General features: G+C 36.9%; 20 protein-coding genes. 17 read left to right on the forward strand and 3 right to left on the reverse strand.

Annotation, left to right across the window (positions count from 1 at the left end; all coding sequences use genetic code 11):
* The first annotated feature begins 293 nt into the window (after positions 1–293).
* Entirely contained in the window at positions 294–971 is a 678-nt protein-coding gene (locus ACZ2M0_RS03335) for a BspA family leucine-rich repeat surface protein (RefSeq protein ID WP_490058520.1), read from the forward strand.
* Positions 972–974: 3 nt separating this feature from the next.
* A complete protein-coding gene (locus ACZ2M0_RS03340; RefSeq protein WP_490058539.1) occupies positions 975–2051 on the forward strand; it encodes an SLAP domain-containing protein in 1077 nt (358 codons plus the stop codon).
* 64 nt (positions 2052–2115) lie between these two features.
* On the opposite strand, the gene ACZ2M0_RS03345 is transcribed toward ACZ2M0_RS03340, so the two are convergent.
* Both ACZ2M0_RS03345 and ACZ2M0_RS03350 read right to left on the reverse strand, forming a co-directional pair.
* Positions 2116–2481, reverse strand: coding sequence for a PTS sugar transporter subunit IIA (locus ACZ2M0_RS03345; RefSeq protein ID WP_490058521.1), 366 nt, complete (start codon positions 2479–2481; stop codon positions 2116–2118).
* A gap of 240 nt (positions 2482–2721) precedes the next feature.
* On the reverse strand, positions 2722–4521 hold the full coding sequence (locus ACZ2M0_RS03350; RefSeq protein WP_490058522.1) for an SNIPE associated domain-containing protein: 1800 nt from the start codon (positions 4519–4521) through the stop codon (positions 2722–2724).
* Between the two features lie 1129 nt (positions 4522–5650).
* On the opposite strand from ACZ2M0_RS03350, the gene ACZ2M0_RS03355 reads away from it, so the two are divergent.
* Complete coding sequence (locus ACZ2M0_RS03355; protein WP_490058523.1) at positions 5651–7252, forward strand: ATP-binding cassette domain-containing protein; 1602 nt, start codon at positions 5651–5653, stop codon at positions 7250–7252.
* A gap of 64 nt (positions 7253–7316) precedes the next feature.
* On the opposite strand, the gene ACZ2M0_RS03360 is transcribed toward ACZ2M0_RS03355, so the two are convergent.
* Positions 7317–8669 carry a MurT ligase domain-containing protein gene (locus tag ACZ2M0_RS03360; RefSeq protein ID WP_490058524.1) on the reverse strand — a complete coding sequence of 451 codons (1353 nt, stop codon included), beginning with the start codon at positions 8667–8669 and terminating at the stop codon, positions 7317–7319.
* Between the two features lie 143 nt (positions 8670–8812).
* On the opposite strand from ACZ2M0_RS03360, the gene ACZ2M0_RS03365 reads away from it, so the two are divergent.
* The 14 genes from ACZ2M0_RS03365 to ACZ2M0_RS03430 all read left to right on the forward strand — a co-directional run bounded on the left by ACZ2M0_RS03365 (position 8813) and on the right by ACZ2M0_RS03430 (position 19969).
* Entirely contained in the window at positions 8813–9412 is a 600-nt protein-coding gene (locus ACZ2M0_RS03365) for a thymidine kinase (protein ID WP_187160276.1), read from the forward strand.
* Between the two features lie 17 nt (positions 9413–9429).
* Positions 9430–10518, forward strand: coding sequence for a peptide chain release factor 1 (prfA, locus tag ACZ2M0_RS03370; protein WP_034981210.1), 1089 nt, complete (start codon positions 9430–9432; stop codon positions 10516–10518).
* On the forward strand, positions 10511–11359 hold the full coding sequence (prmC, locus tag ACZ2M0_RS03375) for a peptide chain release factor N(5)-glutamine methyltransferase (protein WP_490058525.1): 849 nt from the start codon (positions 10511–10513) through the stop codon (positions 11357–11359). Before prfA ends, prmC begins: the two co-directional genes overlap by 8 nt.
* A complete protein-coding gene (locus tag ACZ2M0_RS03380; RefSeq protein ID WP_490058540.1) occupies positions 11359–12363 on the forward strand; it encodes an L-threonylcarbamoyladenylate synthase in 1005 nt (334 codons plus the stop codon). The genes prmC and ACZ2M0_RS03380 overlap by 1 nt, the downstream gene beginning before the upstream one ends.
* Positions 12364–12447: 84 nt before the next feature.
* The gene (gene upp / locus ACZ2M0_RS03385) at positions 12448–13077 is read left to right on the forward strand and encodes a uracil phosphoribosyltransferase (protein WP_046331972.1); all 630 of its coding nucleotides are present in this window, start codon (positions 12448–12450) and stop codon (positions 13075–13077) included.
* A gap of 117 nt (positions 13078–13194) precedes the next feature.
* A complete protein-coding gene (gene atpB, locus ACZ2M0_RS03390; protein WP_046331973.1) occupies positions 13195–13908 on the forward strand; it encodes a F0F1 ATP synthase subunit A in 714 nt (237 codons plus the stop codon).
* A gap of 18 nt (positions 13909–13926) precedes the next feature.
* Positions 13927–14151 carry a F0F1 ATP synthase subunit C gene (gene atpE / locus ACZ2M0_RS03395; RefSeq protein WP_034981200.1) on the forward strand — a complete coding sequence of 75 codons (225 nt, stop codon included), beginning with the start codon at positions 13927–13929 and terminating at the stop codon, positions 14149–14151.
* A 42-nt stretch (positions 14152–14193) separates the two neighbouring features.
* Positions 14194–14706: a F0F1 ATP synthase subunit B gene (atpF, locus tag ACZ2M0_RS03400; RefSeq protein WP_490058526.1), complete on the forward strand. Its 513-nt coding sequence runs from the start codon at positions 14194–14196 to the stop codon at positions 14704–14706.
* Positions 14706–15254 (forward strand): ATP synthase F1 subunit delta, encoded by a 549-nt coding sequence (atpH, locus tag ACZ2M0_RS03405; protein ID WP_490058527.1) that lies wholly within the window; start codon positions 14706–14708, stop codon positions 15252–15254. The genes atpF and atpH overlap by 1 nt, the downstream gene beginning before the upstream one ends.
* Before the next feature lie 14 nt (positions 15255–15268).
* Positions 15269–16780: a F0F1 ATP synthase subunit alpha gene (gene atpA, locus ACZ2M0_RS03410; protein ID WP_034981193.1), complete on the forward strand. Its 1512-nt coding sequence runs from the start codon at positions 15269–15271 to the stop codon at positions 16778–16780.
* Between the two features lie 11 nt (positions 16781–16791).
* A complete protein-coding gene (locus tag ACZ2M0_RS03415; RefSeq protein ID WP_034981191.1) occupies positions 16792–17754 on the forward strand; it encodes a F0F1 ATP synthase subunit gamma in 963 nt (320 codons plus the stop codon).
* Between the two features lie 22 nt (positions 17755–17776).
* On the forward strand, positions 17777–19216 hold the full coding sequence (atpD, locus tag ACZ2M0_RS03420; RefSeq protein ID WP_490058528.1) for a F0F1 ATP synthase subunit beta: 1440 nt from the start codon (positions 17777–17779) through the stop codon (positions 19214–19216).
* A gap of 11 nt (positions 19217–19227) precedes the next feature.
* Positions 19228–19665, forward strand: coding sequence for a F0F1 ATP synthase subunit epsilon (locus ACZ2M0_RS03425; RefSeq protein WP_046331979.1), 438 nt, complete (start codon positions 19228–19230; stop codon positions 19663–19665).
* A gap of 73 nt (positions 19666–19738) precedes the next feature.
* Entirely contained in the window at positions 19739–19969 is a 231-nt protein-coding gene (locus ACZ2M0_RS03430; protein WP_046331980.1) for a DUF1146 family protein, read from the forward strand.
* The last annotated feature ends 59 nt before the right edge of the window (positions 19970–20028 follow it).

The raw sequence follows: 20028 nt of genomic DNA on the forward strand, positions 1-20028 counted from the left end.
TAAATTGAAGATGTTTTAATGCTTAAATTCCAGTTGTCATAGTATTTTAGTCAACATAGAAATGATATGTTTCTAAAAACTTAACTTATGAATAAGCAAATTATAAATATTAAATAAAAAACAATACTACTTTTATAACTACAGTTAATATTTAAGTTTATAGTAACTATTTTTTATAGTTTTTAAGGTTATATAATATTGTGAATATCTATATGTTGTTTGGTTAAATGCATAATTAAGCAGATTCAGTGCTTTTTATAGTTCTTGTGATATATTTAAAATTGAATATAAATATGATTACAAGCAAATACAAGAAAATTTTTATCAGTTGCAGTATGGCTTTTGCAGGCTTAAGTATTTTTCTTTATGCTAACAATAATGTTGTCAAAGCTAATGATTTAGCGGGAAGTGCAAACCAAACTCTTGCAATTAAAATGCAGTCAGCCGGCAATAAAAGCACATTTGGATCTACTAAAATTGGTTATCAAGAACTGGATACGAGAGTAGATGATGATTCTCAGAAACAAAAAAATTCTGTACAAACTCAAGATGAATCAACCGTTGTCAAGTCTGGCAAATGGGGTGCTGACGGTCCTGAATGGAGTTATGATCCTTCAAATAACACATTAAAAGTGGGTGCCGGTACAATTAAGGGTGCAGATAATGGCGCGGGCGCATTTGCGAACCCAGATATATTAAAAAACGTAAAGAAAATCCAATTTGACCAACATTTAAAACTAGTAGGCGACTTTGGCTATTGGTTTCGATTTGTAAAGGATGAGCGTTTAATAAATCTCACAGAGATTAGTGGTCTAAGTAACATTGATACTTCAGAAGTGACTAGCATGAAAGGGATGTTTTATGCCAGTAAAATTAAGTCTCTTGGTTTATCAAGCTGGGACACTTCTGCAGTTACTGATATGAGTTACATGTTTACGGATATGTTCATAGATGGTGATGACGGATCATAAAATATTGGCGGTAATTTTGCTTCCAATGCAAAAAATGTCAAAGATATGACTTTTTTGTTTAATGGCTGTGCAAATCTTACTAAAATTGATGGAGTCAAAAATCTTAATACCAGTTCTGTAACTTCAATGAAAAATATGTTTCATGGTGATTATAATTTAACTGAACTTGATTTAAGTAATTTCAATACTGAAAAAGTGACTGACATGGCAGATATGCTTAGTTATTTGATCAGCCTCAACTACTTGGATTTGAGTTCGTTTGATGCTACCCAAAGTCCCAATATGAAAAATATGCTGGCAAATGATTTGACTCTACCAGTGGGGGCTATTGTGAACGGCAAGATAGTATACCAATACGCACCAGGTATAACTACTTTAGTTTTAGGCTCAAAAACAAAATTAAGTACCGATGTGGCTTTGGGGCAACCAAATCCTGAAAAAACACCAAATAAAGAAAATTTTATCAACAAATGGCGATTAACCAATAATAATAACGAGCCTCAACTAACTACTGCTGAATTAATTCAAAAAAGTCAAGATGGATCTCTCAAGCCGGGTGCTTATACTTGGAAAAAACTTGTAACACCACCAGATGATACCGACAATAATTATCCTGCTCCTAATCCCGTTCCGGTTGAACCGACAAATCCAGTGGAAAATAAGGACAAAGAGGAAAACAATAATAACGGTTCAAGCAGCGAAAAGACTGTAGTGTTGATGCACAATGCTTATCTTTATGACAATACTGGTACTCGTGCAAACCAAATTGTTTTAAAAATTGGTTCGAAACTAATGACCTGTGGTAAAACGACTATCAGCGGACGCGATTTTTACGTTCTAAATGATATTGATAAGGACAATAGCAACATAAAATATTACATTGCTGCCGGTAATGTTGATCCTGTTGTCCGTAAATTAAAGTATAATGCCTACCTTTATAATCAGTATGGTGATCGCAAGAATAAGAAAGTTTTGAAAAAAGGTTCAACTGTAAAAACATATGGTGATCCCGTCATAATTAAGAATAAGAAATATTACATTGTAGATAAAAATAGATTTGTTAAGAAAGCAAACTTTTAAGATAATCAAAAAGCATAATTCACTTCTAGGAATTATGCTTTTTCTGTGTTCGTTAAATTACATTTTAATTGATTTTGAAAATTTCATTGTCAATTGTGACATTATCTTTAGAAAAGAAGGTTAATTGATCAATCTTTTTGTCTAAAGCAATGACCATTACTGTTGGATCATAGCCCTCTTTTTTGATAGCTTCAAAATCAACTTGAACTAGAGGATCACCTTTTTTGACTTCTTGTCCTTCTTTAGTAAGAACTTTGAAGTGCTTTCCTTTAAGGTTAACAGTATTTATGCCAATGTGAATTAGATATTCATTGCTAAGAGGGGTGGTAATTCCAAAGGCATGACCTGTTTTATATGCGACTGTGATCCTTCCATTTACTGGTGAAACTATCAAATCACTGATTGGAATAATTCCAACTCCTGAACCCAAAGATCCTCAGGAAATCAAAAAAGTCATTTATGTTAAAGAAAATGTTAGGAGTCAAATGTATTAAACACGCAAACTTTGAGGAATAATCTTAAAGCGGTAATCAACGAGATAACATAGGAGTACTCTATCAGATGCTTATAGAACTTTAATCGCAAATTAAAAGAATTAAGTGCGCAGCTCTTGACAATGGACCGTTAATTCATTATTACCTCCTAAGCATGTGACTATGTGGACATAAATCTATTTATCTTGTTTAATTTTTTCATGCTTCTCAATATATAGAGTGTCACGGTACTCATAAGCATCAGGATATTCGTTAAAATTAAAGGTCAACTCCTTATGTTCAGCAAGCATTTTCTTAATTTTATCCATTGAAATTTTAAAATATTCTTTTCGCTTGTTAACTCTATTTACTCGTTCAGCATCAAATCGCTTGTGTAACTCAGCTTCTAATTTAAATGCATTATCGCTAAATACTATTGCATTAACATCAAAATTAAAGGGTACCGAAGCACTTCCAAGTTCTTTAATTCTTTCCATAGGATCCAATCTTCGAGTCACGCCAATCTTATAAATATCTTTACCAAAGGAGCCGATGTTAGAAATTATATAAACATATCCAGCTGTAGGATTTGATGCTCTATCGTTTAATTTCTCTTTTCGCTCGCGAACGTCATTAAGCTTTTCTTGCAATTCCTTCAATTCACGTTTGAGAGCTAAAATTTCAGCTGTCTCTTTAGTATTCCTTAGTTTATCGACTACACGTTCTTTTGCTTGAGAATAATGCGTTTCATCTTTTTCATATTTAGCACGTTCAGATGCAATTTCTCTTTGCAGTTTTCTTTCTTCTCTTTCTCTTTCTCTTTGCTCACGTAATTTTTCTTTTTCTTCTTCTTTCTTTAATTCATATTCAATTGCAATGTGTGCTTCATCTAATTTGCTATCAAGATAATTTGTAGTTAACCGAACTCCGTTAGGTTCATTTAATTTGTTTAATTGGGTAAATGAGGTGTTTATTTTCTTTTCTATAGTTTCAATATTTGCTTTAGTCACTTTATTGATTGCAGCTTCAGATTCCCCATTAAATGACCTAACCAGCTGTTTAATATTTTTCTTTTGCAAAGATCTACCTTTAGCTATAGAGCCATCCAAGGTCATGGGTCTAAAAATTTCACCAGCTATATTATTTCGAATCATATCTTTTTGATCAGAACGAACTTCAGATAGCTTGCCCTTATATGTACTTGAGTTTGAAAATTCATAGCGAGGTTTATAAAGTCCATAATTTTCATAAAGTATTTCATCTGATAGATCTACAATTTGGCTATTTAGTTCAGTAATTTTGTCATTTAGTGAACCTATCTTGGTTGTAAGATCATTTTTTTCATTTTTCTTGTTTAGCAGTATTTTATCAAGATTATTTATTTCACATGTCTTTTTTTCAATAAGATTATCTAGTTCTTTAGGTTTCATTTGGCTGATGCTTAATTTTAAATCAGCTTTCTTTTTTAAACTATTATTCTTTATTTTTAATTCTTCTAAATCTTTTTTTAAACTAAAATTTTCTGTTTTTGCGACTTCTAAATCATTTTTTAATTCTTTAATATGAAAAAAATCAAAAAATGAAATACTTTTTGAGAGCAGTTTTTTGTAATTAGACTTCTTTTCTTTATGAGAAGGATTGCTGTTGGGTTTCTCAACTATTTTTTTAGATAGAGATTTTGTAACTTCTTTTTGCTGACTAGATGCTACCTCTTCTTTAGATTCGTTATCGACTATGATCCATCCTTGAGCTTTAAGTTCTTTATACTCGATTTTGTTGTAAAAAACGCAGAGTATTACATTAGTTAAAAAAAACGCACTATTCCATGGCGTGAAAATTATTAATGAATCGATAAGAAAAAAAATCACAAACCATTTCCAGTCTTTTTTATAAATTAAGTAAAAAATGTTAAATAATAAAGCCGCCCAATTAGGTCCTCGACCTATTTTTTTGATTTCTCCTGTGTTAGGGTTTTTAAAATTGACTGAATGATTCATAAAATACTCCTTATTTTTCAAATTAAAATAACGATTACATTGATATTAAAAAAGAAGATATTGATCTTCTCTCATACATCTTCACCGTAATATCAAACACCTAGTAAGGGATGCCGTATTGTTCCATAAAACCCTCACTTTTTAAAGTACCTAGTTGATGGCTTGCTTAGTCGTAAACCAGTTCAAGAGAATATAAATCCGTTTTACGTTCTTTTGAAGTCAGTAGATCGCTACAATATTGAGCAACTTTACTATTGTATTCACCATTCATTATATGGCAAAATATGGCAAATTTCATGCCAAGAAAAAGTTAGATTCACTAGAAATCTTTATGTCATAATTGACTGAGAATTTCTATTCTTAGAAAATACAACTTCGGTAAGAGGATACTTGGTCATGGTTTAAGTCTTTCAAACCACGATCCTTATCCTTAGAAGCAGATGTCGGTTAATCAGTATTTCCTAATAAGTAGTCAGTGGAAGTATGTAGAACATTAGCAACTTTTTTAACTTGTTTACACTGGGTATACTTATTTTCAACGCATATATGGAATTTGTTCCAATTTCGATCATTTCGTTAATCTTGGTAAGAGTAAAATGTCTCTTTTTAGTATATTCTTTAATTCTTTCTAACATTGTCATAGTAGTGTTTCCAAATTGAATTACTTATGTTTTTAGTAAACAAACCCATCCAATCTCTTATTACTATGACTGCATATTAGTATATTTACTAATATGAGTCAAAGCGTTTTAAGTGATTTGCTGAGAAATTATTTACAATTTTAGCAGGGTAAGGAATTAAGAGTATGACAATTGAACAAACTTTAGCTTGTTCGAAAGAAAAAACATAGAGTGACATATAGATTAAGTTGGTTCAATAAAATTACACGGTTTATGGCTTAGTAGTTTTACCATATATCAATCAGAGGACATTTAGCTATACAATTAAAAACTGCACTAGTAAATTTTGAGGAACGAAGAATTTATTAACTAATTTTAATTTTTCACATACAATAGTTATTAACCACTTAGCTGAAAAAATCGAACTCATACTCACATCTGATAGTCATTTGTTTTTAATCTTGCTATAATTAAAAACTAAATAACTTAAGCTAAGATGAGGTAAAAGCATGAACAAAAAAGAGGTAAATGTCACACTAAAATGGGTTTTGAGCAATCTTAATCCCTGGATGATGCTTTGTTTAATTATCTTTGGTGTTACCAGTTCTTTTGAAGGAGTATTAAATGGTTATATTTTAGGTTATATTCCCAGGCTTAACGTCAAAGATGGTCACAGTTTGATCGTATTTGGCATAGTCGCAGTTTTATCATATTTAACCGTTTATGTTTCTCTTTTCTTATTTAGCCTGTTAATGCAAAAAGCAATTCAGACTTTAAATGAAAAGATAAAAGGCATTTATTTTAGGGCAAATTTTGCCAGTTCATTTAACAATCCTAACTTGGATTCATCTGAAGTTTTGAACAACATGACTAGTATTTCCAAACAGATAGAAGAAAAGTATTTTGAACCGCTTTTATTGCTTTTTCAAAGTTTGATGACAGTCATATCTTCTACAGTTGTAGTATTAATGACTAATCCAGTTTTAGGTCTGATTTATTTGGCTCTTTCCTTCATGTCGCTTCTTCCCAGTTATATGGGTAAAGAAAAGATGAAAATTAAGACAGACATGTGGAGCCATTCTAATTCCAATTTTTTAGCGATTACGCGTGACTTATTTGCAGGGCGTTTTGAAATTACGAATTTTGGCGTTAAAAAACTATTTATGCAGAAATTTGATCATTCTTTGCACGATGAGGAACATAGATATTACCAATTGAATGCTTTCCAATATGTTCTGCAATTTATTTCCTGGTTATTTGCCATATTAATAACTTTAACTCCGATTTTCATAGGACTTTGGATGGCCAAAAACAGCATCTTAGGGGTCACAGTAAGTACGATTCTTACCTTGACTCTTACTGCGGATCACGTGGTTGGTGGCTTTCGGCAGCTAACTAATTTTGAAACTCAAATTCAAAGTACAGAAGGAATTAGAAAGATTTCTTGGACTGAAACAAAAACAGATCAAAAAATTGCTCAGCCAGTCGCTGACAATAAACTGGTTGTTGAAAACCTGTCGGTTAAACGTGGCGGTCGAGAAATTTTTAAAAACCTGTCTTTAAGCCTAAATGAAAACGACAAAATGATTATTACTGGACCCTCAGGTATTGGCAAATCGACTTTGCTAAATGCAATAGCAGGATACATTCCAATTGAAATGGGTGATGTAAAATTTGGCGGGCACAAATTGAAATATTCAGATTTTGTGTTTATTTCACAGAATATCTGGTTATTTGCAGGAACGATTCGGGAAAATCTTTCTCTTTTGCAAAATTTCACAGACGAAGAATTAGTTGCTTCTCTGAAAAAGGTAGGTTTAGACAAAGAATTAGGGAGCAAGGCACTGGATTTTGAAATTAAAGAACAAGGCAGCAATCTTTCCGGTGGACAAGCACAGAGACTGGCTGTTGCCAGAGGACTTCTGCGTCATAAGAAGATCTTTTTACTAGATGAAATTACCTCTAGCCTGGATCATCAAAATGCTGATGAAGTACACCGCTTAATTTACCAACTGCCTTCAATAGTTATTGAAGTGGCTCACAACTTTAATGAAAAAATAGCACAAGAAAACAACGTCAAGATCTTTAACTTAGCACAAAATACAAAATAAAAATAACCCGCAAAATGCTTCATTACACACTTTGCGGGTTTTCAATTTATATTATTGCTACTTTTTACATCCCAGCCTTAATCATCTTTTTCTCAGCCATAGTCTTGCGTAAAGAGAGCATAGCAGTATAGGTAGACAAAATGTAAACCTTTTTCGTTGGTAAATTAGCAATATTGGCAATTACTTCCTCATTGTCGGTGCAGGTAACCATTCTACCCGGATCAAAACCGGCAACTTCCAGACGAAAGCCCATGTCGTGCCAGCGCTCTCCACCAACCAGAATTTTTTTGATTTGCTTATGGTTGAGATCTTCAAACTGACCATCCCAAATCCAGGAAGTGTCGATTCCGTCAGCGTGGTTGGCATTAAGCAAGGCTACCAAAGAATAATCATCTTTTTCGGTGTTAAGCATGTGCAGCACCTCATCTAGACCAACCGGATTTTTAACTAAGATCAGGTCAATCTCTTTTCCTTCATATTTAATTAATTCTTGTCTGCCAAAAATCCGCTTGTTTTTTGCAAAAGCCTGAGCAATTTCTTCTTCACTCAGGTCAAAATAGCGTGCCACAGAATAAGCAGCTAGAGCATTATAAATATTGTAAGTTCCGCCAATGTTGATGCTGTAGTCTTTTTTGCCCATTTGAAATTTGAGTTTATTTGGTGACTGCTCAATAATTTTGTTAACAGAATAGGTTAGTTCGGGTCTGTGATAATTGCAGTTAGGACAGAAGAAATCTCCCAAGTTGGCATAAATACGTTCATGATAATGTAAGATATGATCGCACTTAGGGCATAAGATGCCATCCGTGTTGACAGGAGCCTTGCTGTCATTTTGCGGCTCATCGCTAGGCAGTTTGAAGCCATAAAAAATTTTAGGATTAGGTAAGTCGACTGAAGAAAAGATACTGGCATCACCATTGGCAATAATAATAGCGTTGGGTGCCAGTTTGATTCCTTCAACAATTTTATCGTATGTAGTGTAGATTTCACCGTAGCGATCCATTTGGTCACGAAAAATATTGGTTAAAACAAAAACGCTGGGATGAAGCAGTTCCGTCACCATTTTGACATTTGCTTCGTCAACTTCTAACACTGCAATTGGTCTCGAAGACTTTTTCTTTTTATGTGCCAAAAAAGCGGTCACGATTCCTTGTTGCATGTTGGAACCCGATGGATTGGTCAAAACGTCGCCGTATTTTTCTCTTAGTGCAGCAACAATTAAAGCTGTAGTCATGGTTTTGCCGTTTGTACCGGTAACAATAACAGTTTCATATCCTTCAGCCAGTGTTTTTAAAATTTCAGGATCCAGTTCCATTGCCAACTTGCCGGGAAAACTGGTACCGCCTTTTAAAACATTATGTAAAAACCAGTAACTTGATTTACCCGCGCTTTTTGCTATTACAGACTTAAAACTCATTTTCTTCCCTCGCTTTAAAATCATTATCAACTATAGCATAGCCATAAACTGAAAACGAGTTTTTAACCATTTAACTACACATATTTTATTTTTACATTATACTAGATGAGTTAGGTGAATTTAAATGAAACAAAGGAGCAAAAATGGCACAATTATTTTTTGAGTATGGCACGATGAGCAGTGGCAAAACTTTAGAGATACTAAAGGATGCTCATAACTATGAAGCTCAAGGTCGTAAAATTGCATTGTTAACCAGTAAGATTGATGATCGCAGTGGAGTAGGAACTGTGGCCTCAAGAATTGGACTTCACAGAAATGCAGTTCCAATTGACCATGATTTTGATATTTTTGCTTATATAAAAAAGTTGAATGAGCAGGAAAAAGCACGTGGAGATGGCGCGATTGCCTGCGTGTTTGTTGATGAAGCTCAGTTTTTGGAGCGTCATCATGTCGTAGAATGCGCACAAATAGTGGACGATTTGGGTATTCCGGTAATGACTTTCGGCTTAAAAAACGACTTTCAAAATAATTTATTTGAAGGAACCAAGAATTTATTGATTTTTGCTGATAAAATAAAAGAGATCAAAACGATTTGCCACTACTGCGGTAGAAAGGCTACAATGAATCAGCGGATACACAATGGTAAACCGGTTTATGAAGGTGAACAGGTTCAAATTGGCGGGGATGAAAGTTATTACCCGGTTTGTCGGTTTCATTATTTTCACCCGGAGCAAGAAAGATAGGAAGGGATTAGAACAACATGGATAAGATTATGGCACAGCTTGAAAGTCTTGTTGCTCATTATGATGAATTACAAGAAATGATGGCTGACCCAGAAGTTATCAATGATACTAAAAGGTACATGGAGGTTTCTAAAGAAGAAGCAGATTTGCGAGATGTAGTTGAAAAATACCGCAAATATAAGGCTGATAAAAAAGAGATTTCTGATAACAAGGATATTATTGCTAATGAAAATGATTCTGATTTGGTAGAAATGGCCAAAGAAGAAAATGAAGATTTAGAGCAGGATATTGATAAACTGGAAGATGAAATCAAGATTTTAATGCTGCCAAAGGATCCTAATGATGACAAGGATATCATTATGGAAATCAGGGGAGCAGCTGGTGGGGACGAAGCTTCCTTATTTGCCGGTGATTTGCTCAGAATGTATGAAAAATATGCAGAAAGACAAAACTGGCAAGTTTCTATTGTCGACAGTGAACCAACCGAAGTTGGCGGTTACAAACGGGTTGCCATTATGATTACTGGCAACAAGGTTTATTCAAAACTTAAATATGAAAATGGCGCTCATCGCGTGCAGCGTGTTCCGGTAACTGAATCTCAGGGCCGTGTTCATACTTCAACGGCAACTGTTGCCGTCATGCCTGAATATGAGCAGGTTGACCTTGATTTAGATCCCAAAGATATTAGAGTTGATGTCTACCGTTCTAGTGGTGCCGGTGGTCAGCATATTAACAAAACATCGAGTGCTGTGCGTATGACGCACTTGCCGACAGGGATCGTTGTCGCAATGCAGGATCAACGTAGTCAGCAGCAAAACCGGGAAAAAGCGATGCAAATTTTAAAATCTCGTGTCTATGATTATTATGAAAGCCAAAATCGGGATCAATATGATGCTAAACGTAAAAACGCTGTCGGGACTGGTGACAGGTCAGAGCGTATCAGAACTTATAACTACCCGCAAAACCGTGTGACTGATCATCGTATCGGCTTGACGCTTAATAAACTTGACCGGGTAATGAACGGTGAACTTGATGAAATCATTGATGCTTTGATTTTGTATAACCAAACTAAGCAACTAGAGGAGCTGGCTGAACAAAATGTCTAAGATTGACACTTTAAAGAGTCTGAGAATCTGGGCTGCTGAGACTGCACCTGAACAAAGACCGGAAGATATTGCTTTTTTACTAGCTGAAAGACTGCAGCTGAGTCCAAGTGAGTTTCAGTTAAAACAAGATATGGAGCTAACACCGCAGCAGGTTAAACAGGCACAAAAAGATGTGCGCCAGTTGGCTAAAGGGATATCGCCTCAGTATATTTTGGGTTATTCCTGGTTTTTTGGCTACAAGATTTTAGTGCAGCGCGGCGTTTTAATTCCCCGTTTTGAAACAGAGGAATTGGTTGAATGGGCTCTGCAGGATCTAGCTAGTGGCGACAAAGTACTTGATTTGGGCACTGGTTCTGGCTGCATTACCGTAGCTCTAGCTAAAGAAGCTGCCAAAAAGCAAATTACAGACCTTGATTTATATGCTTCTGATGTCACTGATGCTGCCTTAAGAACAAGTGAAGAAAACTTTTTGATTCATAAAGTGGATGTGACAGTCCGTAAAGCCAATATCTTAATCGGACTGGAAAAATTCGATAAAATAATTTCTAATCCTCCCTATATTAAGGAAACAGAAAAAGACGTGATGGACCAAAATGTTCTGGCAAATGAACCAAAAGAAGCACTCTTTGGTGGTAAAAATGGCATTGAATTTTATCAGAAATTTGTTAAACAGGTACGCGATCATTTAAATAGTGGCGGCGAATTTTTCTTAGAGTTTGGTTTTAGTGAAAAAGACCAGCTGGCAGAGTTATTTGCTCAAGAACTGCCTGACTTTACCATAGAATTTAGAAAAGATTTAGCCGGAAAACCGCGTATGGTTAAGGGAAAGTGGAATAAATGATGGAAACAAAAATTTTTTCACAGGATCAAATAGATGATGCAGTAAAGTTGCTTGCTGAAGGGGAGTTAGTTGCTTTTCCCACTGAAACCGTTTATGGCTTAGGTGCGCTTGCTACAAATGAGCAAGCCGTTAAAAATGTTTATGCAGCAAAAGGTCGTCCCAGTGACAATCCGTTAATTGTGACCGTTTCTGATGCTCAAATGATGTCTAAATATGCTAAAGAAGTGCCAGAACGTGCTCAAAAATTAATTAAAAAATTTTGGCCAGGTCCTCTGACTCTTTTACTTTATGTTAAGCCAAACAGTTTGCCTAAAGCTGTCACTGGTGGTCTTGACACTGTCGCTTTTCGCTGTCCTAATGATAAACTGACCCATGAATTAATCAGTAAATTAGGCTATCCTATTGTGGGTCCTTCCGCAAACACATCAACTAAGCCTAGTCCGACTACAGCCCAGCATGTTTATCATGATTTAAAGGGTAAAATTGCGGGAATTATTGACGGCGGACCAACTGAGGTGGGATTAGAATCGACCATTATAGACCTTTCTGTTGCTACTCCAGTGGTTTTACGTCCGGGTGCAATTACACCAGAAGAGTTGGGTAATGCCCTGGGTGAAAAAGTTTTAATTAACAGCGGCAAAGTTTCCGATAAAGATGTGCCAAAAGCTCCAGGGATGAAATACCGCCATTATGCTCCCAGTGCTCCCGTAGTCGTAGTTGATGATCCGCAGGATTTTGCCAATATAGAATTGACGAGTGCGACAGGAGTGATGGCTTTAGCCACTGTGCTTAAAAAAATCAAGTTGCCAGCAGTTAATAAATTTAATCTAGGTCAAAATTTAGCGGATGCCGATCATAATTTATTCGGAGGCTTGCGTTATTTTGACGATAAGCCCGAAATTAAACAAATTTTTGTGCAGGGATTTAACGGCAGCGAGGACACCTTAGCCTACATGAATCGGCTTAATAAGGCAGCTGCAGGCCACCATTATCAGACAAAATAAAAATTTACTAGCAAAGGACTTTAAACCCTTTGTTTTTTTTATTAAAATACTCGTAAACGTAATTATGTTTATAGGAGGAAAAAGATGGGCAAATTTACGGTTTTGAATCATCCGTTAATTCAACACAAGTTAACAATTATTAGGCGTAAGGAAACAAGTTCCAACGAGTTTCGGCGGATAGTCGGTGAAATCGGGGGACTGATGACTTATGAAATTACCAGAGATTTGCCGCTCAAAGATGTTGAAATTGAAACACCAATTGGCAAGACCACCCAAAAAGAGATTGCCGGCAAAAAGATGACGATTGTGCCAATTTTACGTGCCGGTATTGGTATGCTTAATGGTGTTATGGAAATGATTCCTTCGGCTAAAGTTGGAGTAATTGGCATGTACCGGGATGAAGAAACCCTTACGCCACATGAATACTTCTGTAAAATGCCAAAAGATGTTGCCGAACGTGAATGTTTGGTTGTAGATCCAATGCTTGCTACTGGTGGTTCTGCTAATATGGCGATTGGTGCGCTTAAAAAGCGTGGCGTCAAAGTTATCAAACTAGCTGTACTAGTAGCTGCTCCTGAAGGCGTCAAAGCTATTCAAGAAGAAAATCCAGACGTTGATATTTATGCTGCTGCAGAAGATGAAAAATTGCTGCCAAACGGCTATATTACACCAGGTCTGGGGGATGCCGGCGACAGGCTATTTGGTACTAAATAACTGTTTTTAGGTAAAATAGTCGCAAAATTCGCTTACATTTTTCACAAAATTATTGAATGGTGTTAATATTGTATGAGTGTTCGATAATTTGGACACGAGAAGGGAGGTCACGAAGAATTGGAGCAATCATTTGTTTTTAAATTTCTGGGTTTAACATTTGATCTGTCTGGGATCATAGGCTCAACGTTAATGGCAGCTGTAGTATTGTTTGTCTGCATCTGGCTATCGCGCAAAGTTGAGATGAAGCCGAATAAAAAGCAAAATATCATGGAATACCTCATAGACTTCACTGATGGTATTGTTAAAGACAATGTCAGTGATGTCGATGCTAGAAAGCACCTTTCCTTGTATGCTTTTGTTCTATTCATCTATATTTGGTTTATGAACCAGTTAGGCCTCTTCCTAGAGGTTAAAGCGGGAGATAACATCTTTGTTAAATCTCCTACTGCAGACCCGGTGACGACAATGTCGTTTGCAATGATGACCTTGCTTCTTTCATTTACATTTGGAATGCAAAAATTCGGTACTGGTGGCTATTGGCGCAATTATGCCGAACCTGTTAGTTTCCTGTTTCCCATTAATATGATTGAAGAGGTCACTAACTTCTTGACATTATCTTTGCGTTTATATGGTAATATCTATGCAGGTGAAGTGTTGCTAACTTTAATAGGTAACAGCTTTGCTCCTAGCTTTGGTGTTGTCACTTTGGTTTTAGCAGCACCGCTTGCTATGATATGGCAAGGATTCTCTGTCTTCATTGGCTCTATCCAGGCATATGTTTTCGTAACCTTATCCATGGTTTATGTTGGAAAAAAGGTTACAAAAGAATAATTTATTGGAGGTTTAAATATGTCACAAGCTTTTAAATATATCTCAGCAGCTATCGTAGCTGGTATTGCTGCTTTAGCAGCTTCTTGGGGTAATGGTAAAGTTATCACTAAGACCGTTGAGAGCATGGCCCGTCAACCAGAAAGCGCTGGTAACTTGAGATCAACAATGTTCATCGGTGTTGGTTTGATTGAAGCCGTTCCTATTTTGGCGATTGTTGTTGCTTTCCTGATTCTCTTCGTTTAATTTTATTTAAAATAATTTAGGTAAAAGAGAGAAGGGCAGTAAATGACATTTCAAATTTTATTTGCGGCCTCAGCAGGTCATATTTACCTGGGAAATACCATCTGGTATTTAATTGTTTTCGCAATTTTGCTTCTTTTGGTTAAGCATTATGCTTGGGGCCCTGTCTCCGACATGATGGAAAAAAGACGCCAAAAGGTAATCAGTGATCTTGATTCGGCTGCAGACAATCGCAAAAAGGCCGAAGTTTTGGCTAATGAGCGTGAAGCTGCCTTGAAGAACTCAAGACAAGAAGCAACGCAAATTCTTACTGATGCAAAGGCGAATGCTGAGAAAACCAGTACGCAAATTGTGGCAGAAGCAAATGATAATGCGGCTTCTATTCATGAAAAAGCAAAAGCTGATGCTGCTCAGGCAAAAGCTGATGCCTTAGATGAAGCTCGTGCACAAGTTGCAGATATTTCTGTAACGATTGCGGAAAAAGTGATTTCTAAGAATTTATCTGCTGATGACCAAAAAGATTTGGTCGATCAATTTATTAAGGGGCTGAATAAATAATGGCCTTAAGTAAAGCAGAAATTGCTGCACGCTATGGTACTGCACTATTTGATTATGCAGAAGATATGGATGCCTTGGCTTCAGTTCATGCAGATTTGCAGGAACTGGCACAAGCCATCTCAGAATATCCGCAAATTTTGCAAGCTTTTAGCGATCCAATTTTTAACAGTGCTGAAAAAGCAAAGTCGCTTTCTGCGATTGAGCAGGGTCTGACTAAAGAGGTTCAGAATTTTTTGAATTTATTGTTAGACTATGATCATTTTTTGGAATTGCCTGATATTATAAAATGTTTCAATGACTTATATAATCAAAGTCAAAAGATCGAAACCGGCGTTGCTGTTTCAGCAGTGCCGCTAGATCAAGAACAATTGCAAAAATTAGGTGTTGGTTACGCCCAAAAATATAATTTGCAAAAAGTCATTCTCACTAATGTGGTTGACCAAAGTATTATTGGCGGTGTAATTTTAAAAGTTGGCGATTGCGTGATCGATGGGTCAGTCAAAAACAAACTGAAAAAGATTCGTGCTCAGTTAGTTAATAAAAATTAAAAGAGGTGAAACCATTGAGCATAAAAGCAGAAGAGATTAGCTCTTTAATCAAGCAGCAGCTTGAACACTATGATGATAAGCTCGACATTAATGAAGTTGGAGTTGTTACATACATAGGTGATGGTATCGCCCGGGCTCACGGATTGAACAATGTTTTGGCCAACGAGCTATTGGAATTTGACAATGGTTCTTATGGTATTGCACAAAACCTTGAATCAAATGATGTTGGTATCATTATTTTGGGCAATTTTGATGATATTCGTGAAGGTGACCAAGTCAAAAGAACCGGTGAAATTATGCGTGTGCCGGTTGGAGATGCACTAATTGGTCGCGTTGTAAACCCATTAGGTCAGCCAGTTGATGGACTTGGCGAAATTAAAACGTCAAAGACTCGTCCAATCGAGTCTTCGGCACCGGGTGTTATGGAACGCCAGTCAGTTAATCAGCCGCTGCAAACGGGTATCAAAGCCATTGATGCTTTGGTGCCAATCGGTCGAGGTCAACGTGAGTTAATTATTGGTGACCGTAAGACTGGTAAAACAAGTTTGGCAATTGATACAATTTTGAGTCAAAAAGGACAAGATGTTATTTGTATTTATGTCTTTATTGGTCAAAAGGAATCAACTGTCAGATCACAAGTAGAAACGTTAAAGCGCTTTGGCGCAATGGATTATACAATTGTAGTTGAAGCCGGTCCAAGTGAACCGGCACCGATGCTGTATATAGCACCATATGCCGGAACGGCTATGGGCGAGGAATTCATGTACAATGGCAAGGATGTCTTGGTGGTCTTCGATGACCTGTCAAAACAAGCCGTTGCTTACCGTGAACTTTCTTTGCTTCTCCGTCGTCCGCCTGGTCGTGAAGCTTATCCTGGTGATGTCTTCTATCTGCATTCTCGTTTACTAGAACGTAGTGCAAAATTGAGTGATAAACTTGGTGGTGGCTCAATGACTGCTATTCCGTTTATTCAAACTGAAGCGGGAGATATTTCGGCATATATTCCAACTAACGTAATTTCAATTACTGACGGACAAATTTTCCTGCAAAGTGATTTGTTCTTCGCTGGTACTCGTCCGGCTATTGATGCTGGTAATTCAGTTTCTCGTGTTGGTGGTAGTGCTCAAATTAAGGCTATGAAGAAAGTTGCTGGTACGCTTCGTACGGACTTGGCAGCTTATCATGAACTTGAAAGCTTTGCTCAATTTGGCAGTGATTTGGATCAGGCAACCCAAGCCAAGCTGAATCGTGGACGAAGAGTTGTTGAAGTTTTGAAACAGCCTTTACATACGCCAATTGCGGTTGAAAAGCAAGTTGTCATTCTTTACGCTTTAACTCATGGCTATCTTGATTCTGTTCCAGTTGATGATATAGCCAAGTTTGAAAAAGAGTTATACGACAACTTCGATACTAATCACGCAGATTTACTAGAACATATTCGTAAGACTGGTGACCTGCCAGATGAAAAGAAATTGCAGGAAGCAATTTCTAAATTTGCGGATAGTTTTTCACCAAGTAATAAATAGGAGGTAGTTATATGCCTGCATCTTTACTTGCGTTGAAGAAAAAAATAGCTTCAGTTAAGCAAACTGGTAAAATTACCGAAGCCATGAGAATGGTTTCGGCATCGAAATTAAACCAAACAGAAAAACGGGATAAAGGTTACACGATTTATAATGATCATGTGCGACAAACTTTATCACGTTTGATGAGTGCAGAGGTAGTCAATCACTTGCGTAAAGAGCATGTAGCAATTGACGAAGACAGCATTGGCAAGATTGATTATGAAAATGTCTTTGGTTTAGGGATTGTTTCTGATATGGTTCAGGCACGTAAAAAGATCAATTCTACCGGTTATTTGGTTATTACCGGTGATCGTGGTCTAGTCGGATCATATAACAGTGCCGTCATTAAAAACATGATGGGTCTGTTTGAGGATTCAAAAGTTGAACATAAAGACGTTAAAGTCTTAGCCGTTGGTTCGGTTGGTGCAGACTTTTTCAAGAAAAACAATCTCAATGTCGTGTATGAAAATGATAGCATTAGCGATGTACCAACATTCGATGAAGTTTTGCCTATTGTTTCAACTGCGATCAAAATGTATTTAAACGGAGTTTATGATGAGCTGTATGTTTGTTACACCCACCACATTAACTCGTTATCATCTGCATTTCGGGTTGAAAAAATGCTGCCGATCGTTGACATTGATATTGGTGTCAAAGAAGCTGAAGCTCATAAAGACTTAGAATACGATATCGAACCTGATGTTAATGCCGTTTTAACGACACTAATTCCTCAATATGCCCGTTCTACAATATACGGAGCTATTCTGGATGCAAAAACTGCAGAACATGCCAGTTCAATGACAGCAATGCAGAGTGCTACGGACAACGTTGATGATTTGGTTTCGAGTTTAACTACTAAATTAAACCGTGCAAGACAAGCAGAAATCACTACTGAAATTACTGAAATTGTCAGTGGTGCTAATGCTTTGAAATAATTAAGAAAAGGAGGTAGATGTTTTGAGTGAAGGTGAAGTTGTTCAAGTAATCGGCCCAGTTGTCGATGTCAGATTTCCGCTTGACAAAAATCTGCCTGATATTGACAATGCTTTGCGCGTCGTTAAGTCGGACGATGAATCTGTTGTTCTTGAAGTTACCTTGGAACTTGGCGATGGCGTTTTAAGAACAATTGCCATGGAATCTACCAATGGTCTTAGACGGGGCATGAAAGTTGAAGACACAGGTGGACCTATTTCTGTACCTGTTGGTGATGACACTTTAGGCCGCGTCTTTAACGTTTTAGGGGAACCTATCGATAATGGCCCTAAATTTGACAAAGATCATGCTCGTGACAGTATTCATAAGAATGCTCCTAAATATGATGAACTAACTACTAGTCAGGAAATTCTTGAAACTGGTATTAAAGTTATTGATTTGCTTGAACCTTATGTTCGAGGCGGAAAAGTTGGATTGTTCGGAGGTGCCGGGGTCGGTAAGACCACGATTATTCAGGAACTGATTCACAACATTGCCCAAGAACATGGTGGTATCTCAGTCTTTACCGGTGTTGGTGAAAGAACACGTGAAGGTAATGACCTTTACTTTGAAATGAAAGCATCTGGCGTTTTAAGCAAAACAGCCATGGTCTTTGGTCAAATGAATGAGCCGCCTGGTGCCAGAATGCGTGTAGCTCTGACTGGTTTAACTTTGGCTGAATACTTCAGAGACGTTGAAGGCCAAGACGTGTTGCTCTTTATTGATAACATTTTCCGGTTTACTCAGGCAGGTTCCGAGGTTTCCGCTCTGTTAGGACGTATGCCTAGTGCCGTTGGTTATCAGCCAACTTTAGCTACTGAAATGGGACAATTGCAGGAAAGAATTACTTCAACTAAGAAGGGTTCTATTACTTCGATTCAGGCGGTTTATGTGCCGGCCGATGACTATACTGACCCAGCTCCAGCTACTACTTTTGCCCACCTTGACGCTACTACCAACTTGGAACGTAGCCTAGTTGAGCAAGGAATTTATCCGGCTGTTGATCCGTTGCAGTCAACTTCCAGTGCTTTGGACCCAGAAATTGTCGGTCAAGAACATTATGAAGTGGCTACAGGCGTACAGCATATTTTGCAACGTTACCATGAATTGCAAGATATCATTTCAGTTTTGGGAATGGATGAGTTATCCGACGAGGAAAAGGTGATTGTTAGCCGTGCTCGTAAAGTACAGTTTTTCTTATCACAAAACTTCTTTGTGGCAGAGCAATTTACTGGTGTGCCTGGTTCTTATGTTCCAATTAAGGAAACAATTAAAGGCTTTAAGATGATTTTGGATGGTCACTTAGATGATCTTCCTGAAGATGCATTCCGTAGTGTAGGCCGAATTGAAGATGTTTTAAAGAAGGCTGAGCAAATGGGTGTAACTCCTAGTGATCCAGAAGCTAAAGCATTATTAGAAAAGTAAGGTGATGTCAAATGGCAGATCCAGAAAAACTTTTTATGGTAAATGTTGTAACTCCAGATGGACTGATTTTTTCTCATCATTCCAGTATTGTGGAAATGCGGGCAATTGATGGTCAACGTTCAGTGATGTATAATCACTTGCCGATTTTAACTCCACTGGCGATAGGTGAGATTAAGGTTAAAAGAAGCCGTGAAATGAATAATGTTGTCAATCACATTGCTGTTAGCGGTGGCTACTTTGAATTTTCCAATAACGTAGCTACAATAATTGCTGACAGTGCTGAACGAGCTGGCAATATTGATGTATCTCGGGCTAAGGCAGCTAGAGAACGTGCGCAAAATGCACTGAAAAAGGCTCAAGCTGCTCATGACCAGCGATCACTTGAGAGGGCACAGGTTGCACTCAGAAGAGCCATCAATCGAATAAGTGTTTACAATTCAGACAATTAGAATTAAAGTTTTAAGCGGATGCACTGCTTTGTGCGTCCGCTTTTATTGTGACTTAAGAAAAGTGAGAAAGAATATGTTTCAACTTGGCGTCCATGCCTTAATTAGTATAGTAATTTATTTAATTACGATCGGCTTGTCCTTTCAGATTATGAAAAGTGTCCGCATTGAAAAAATAATTCGTAAAAACAGGGTCTTTGAAGCACAACTGCTGCTGATTTTTGCTGCGATTGCTCTAGGTTTTCTTGTTGGTAATTTTTTAATCACATTAATTGATACTTCTTTGCAATTAAGTAATTTCTTTTAAGACTTGGTAAAGCGGATAAAGTCGCAAACAAACTTGAAATCTTTATGGTAAAATATACA

This window comes from Lactobacillus sp. VURO6/B1 (VP7), from assembly GCF_058139575.1.

Excerpts from the sequence above, each read along its gene's own strand:
- ACZ2M0_RS03380 (WP_490058540.1), top strand. The coding sequence starts at position 11,359 with ATGGAAACAAAAATTTTTTCACAGGATCAAATAGATGATGCAGTAAAG.
- ACZ2M0_RS03430 (WP_046331980.1), top strand. The coding sequence starts at position 19,739 with ATGTTTCAACTTGGCGTCCATGCCTTAATTAGTATAGTAATTTATTTA.
- ACZ2M0_RS03335 (WP_490058520.1), top strand. The coding sequence starts at position 294 with ATGATTACAAGCAAATACAAGAAAATTTTTATCAGTTGCAGTATGGCT.
- prmC (WP_490058525.1), top strand. The coding sequence starts at position 10,511 with ATGTCTAAGATTGACACTTTAAAGAGTCTGAGAATCTGGGCTGCTGAG.
- upp (WP_046331972.1), top strand. The coding sequence starts at position 12,448 with ATGGGCAAATTTACGGTTTTGAATCATCCGTTAATTCAACACAAGTTA.
- ACZ2M0_RS03350 (WP_490058522.1), bottom strand. The coding sequence starts at position 4,521 with ATGAATCATTCAGTCAATTTTAAAAACCCTAACACAGGAGAAATCAAA.
- ACZ2M0_RS03415 (WP_034981191.1), top strand. The coding sequence starts at position 16,792 with ATGCCTGCATCTTTACTTGCGTTGAAGAAAAAAATAGCTTCAGTTAAG.
- prfA (WP_034981210.1), top strand. The coding sequence starts at position 9,430 with ATGGATAAGATTATGGCACAGCTTGAAAGTCTTGTTGCTCATTATGAT.
- atpH (WP_490058527.1), top strand. The coding sequence starts at position 14,706 with ATGGCCTTAAGTAAAGCAGAAATTGCTGCACGCTATGGTACTGCACTA.
- ACZ2M0_RS03360 (WP_490058524.1), bottom strand. The coding sequence starts at position 8,669 with ATGAGTTTTAAGTCTGTAATAGCAAAAAGCGCGGGTAAATCAAGTTAC.
- atpE (WP_034981200.1), top strand. The coding sequence starts at position 13,927 with ATGTCACAAGCTTTTAAATATATCTCAGCAGCTATCGTAGCTGGTATT.
- ACZ2M0_RS03355 (WP_490058523.1), top strand. The coding sequence starts at position 5,651 with ATGAACAAAAAAGAGGTAAATGTCACACTAAAATGGGTTTTGAGCAAT.
- atpF (WP_490058526.1), top strand. The coding sequence starts at position 14,194 with ATGACATTTCAAATTTTATTTGCGGCCTCAGCAGGTCATATTTACCTG.
- ACZ2M0_RS03365 (WP_187160276.1), top strand. The coding sequence starts at position 8,813 with ATGGCACAATTATTTTTTGAGTATGGCACGATGAGCAGTGGCAAAACT.
- ACZ2M0_RS03425 (WP_046331979.1), top strand. The coding sequence starts at position 19,228 with ATGGCAGATCCAGAAAAACTTTTTATGGTAAATGTTGTAACTCCAGAT.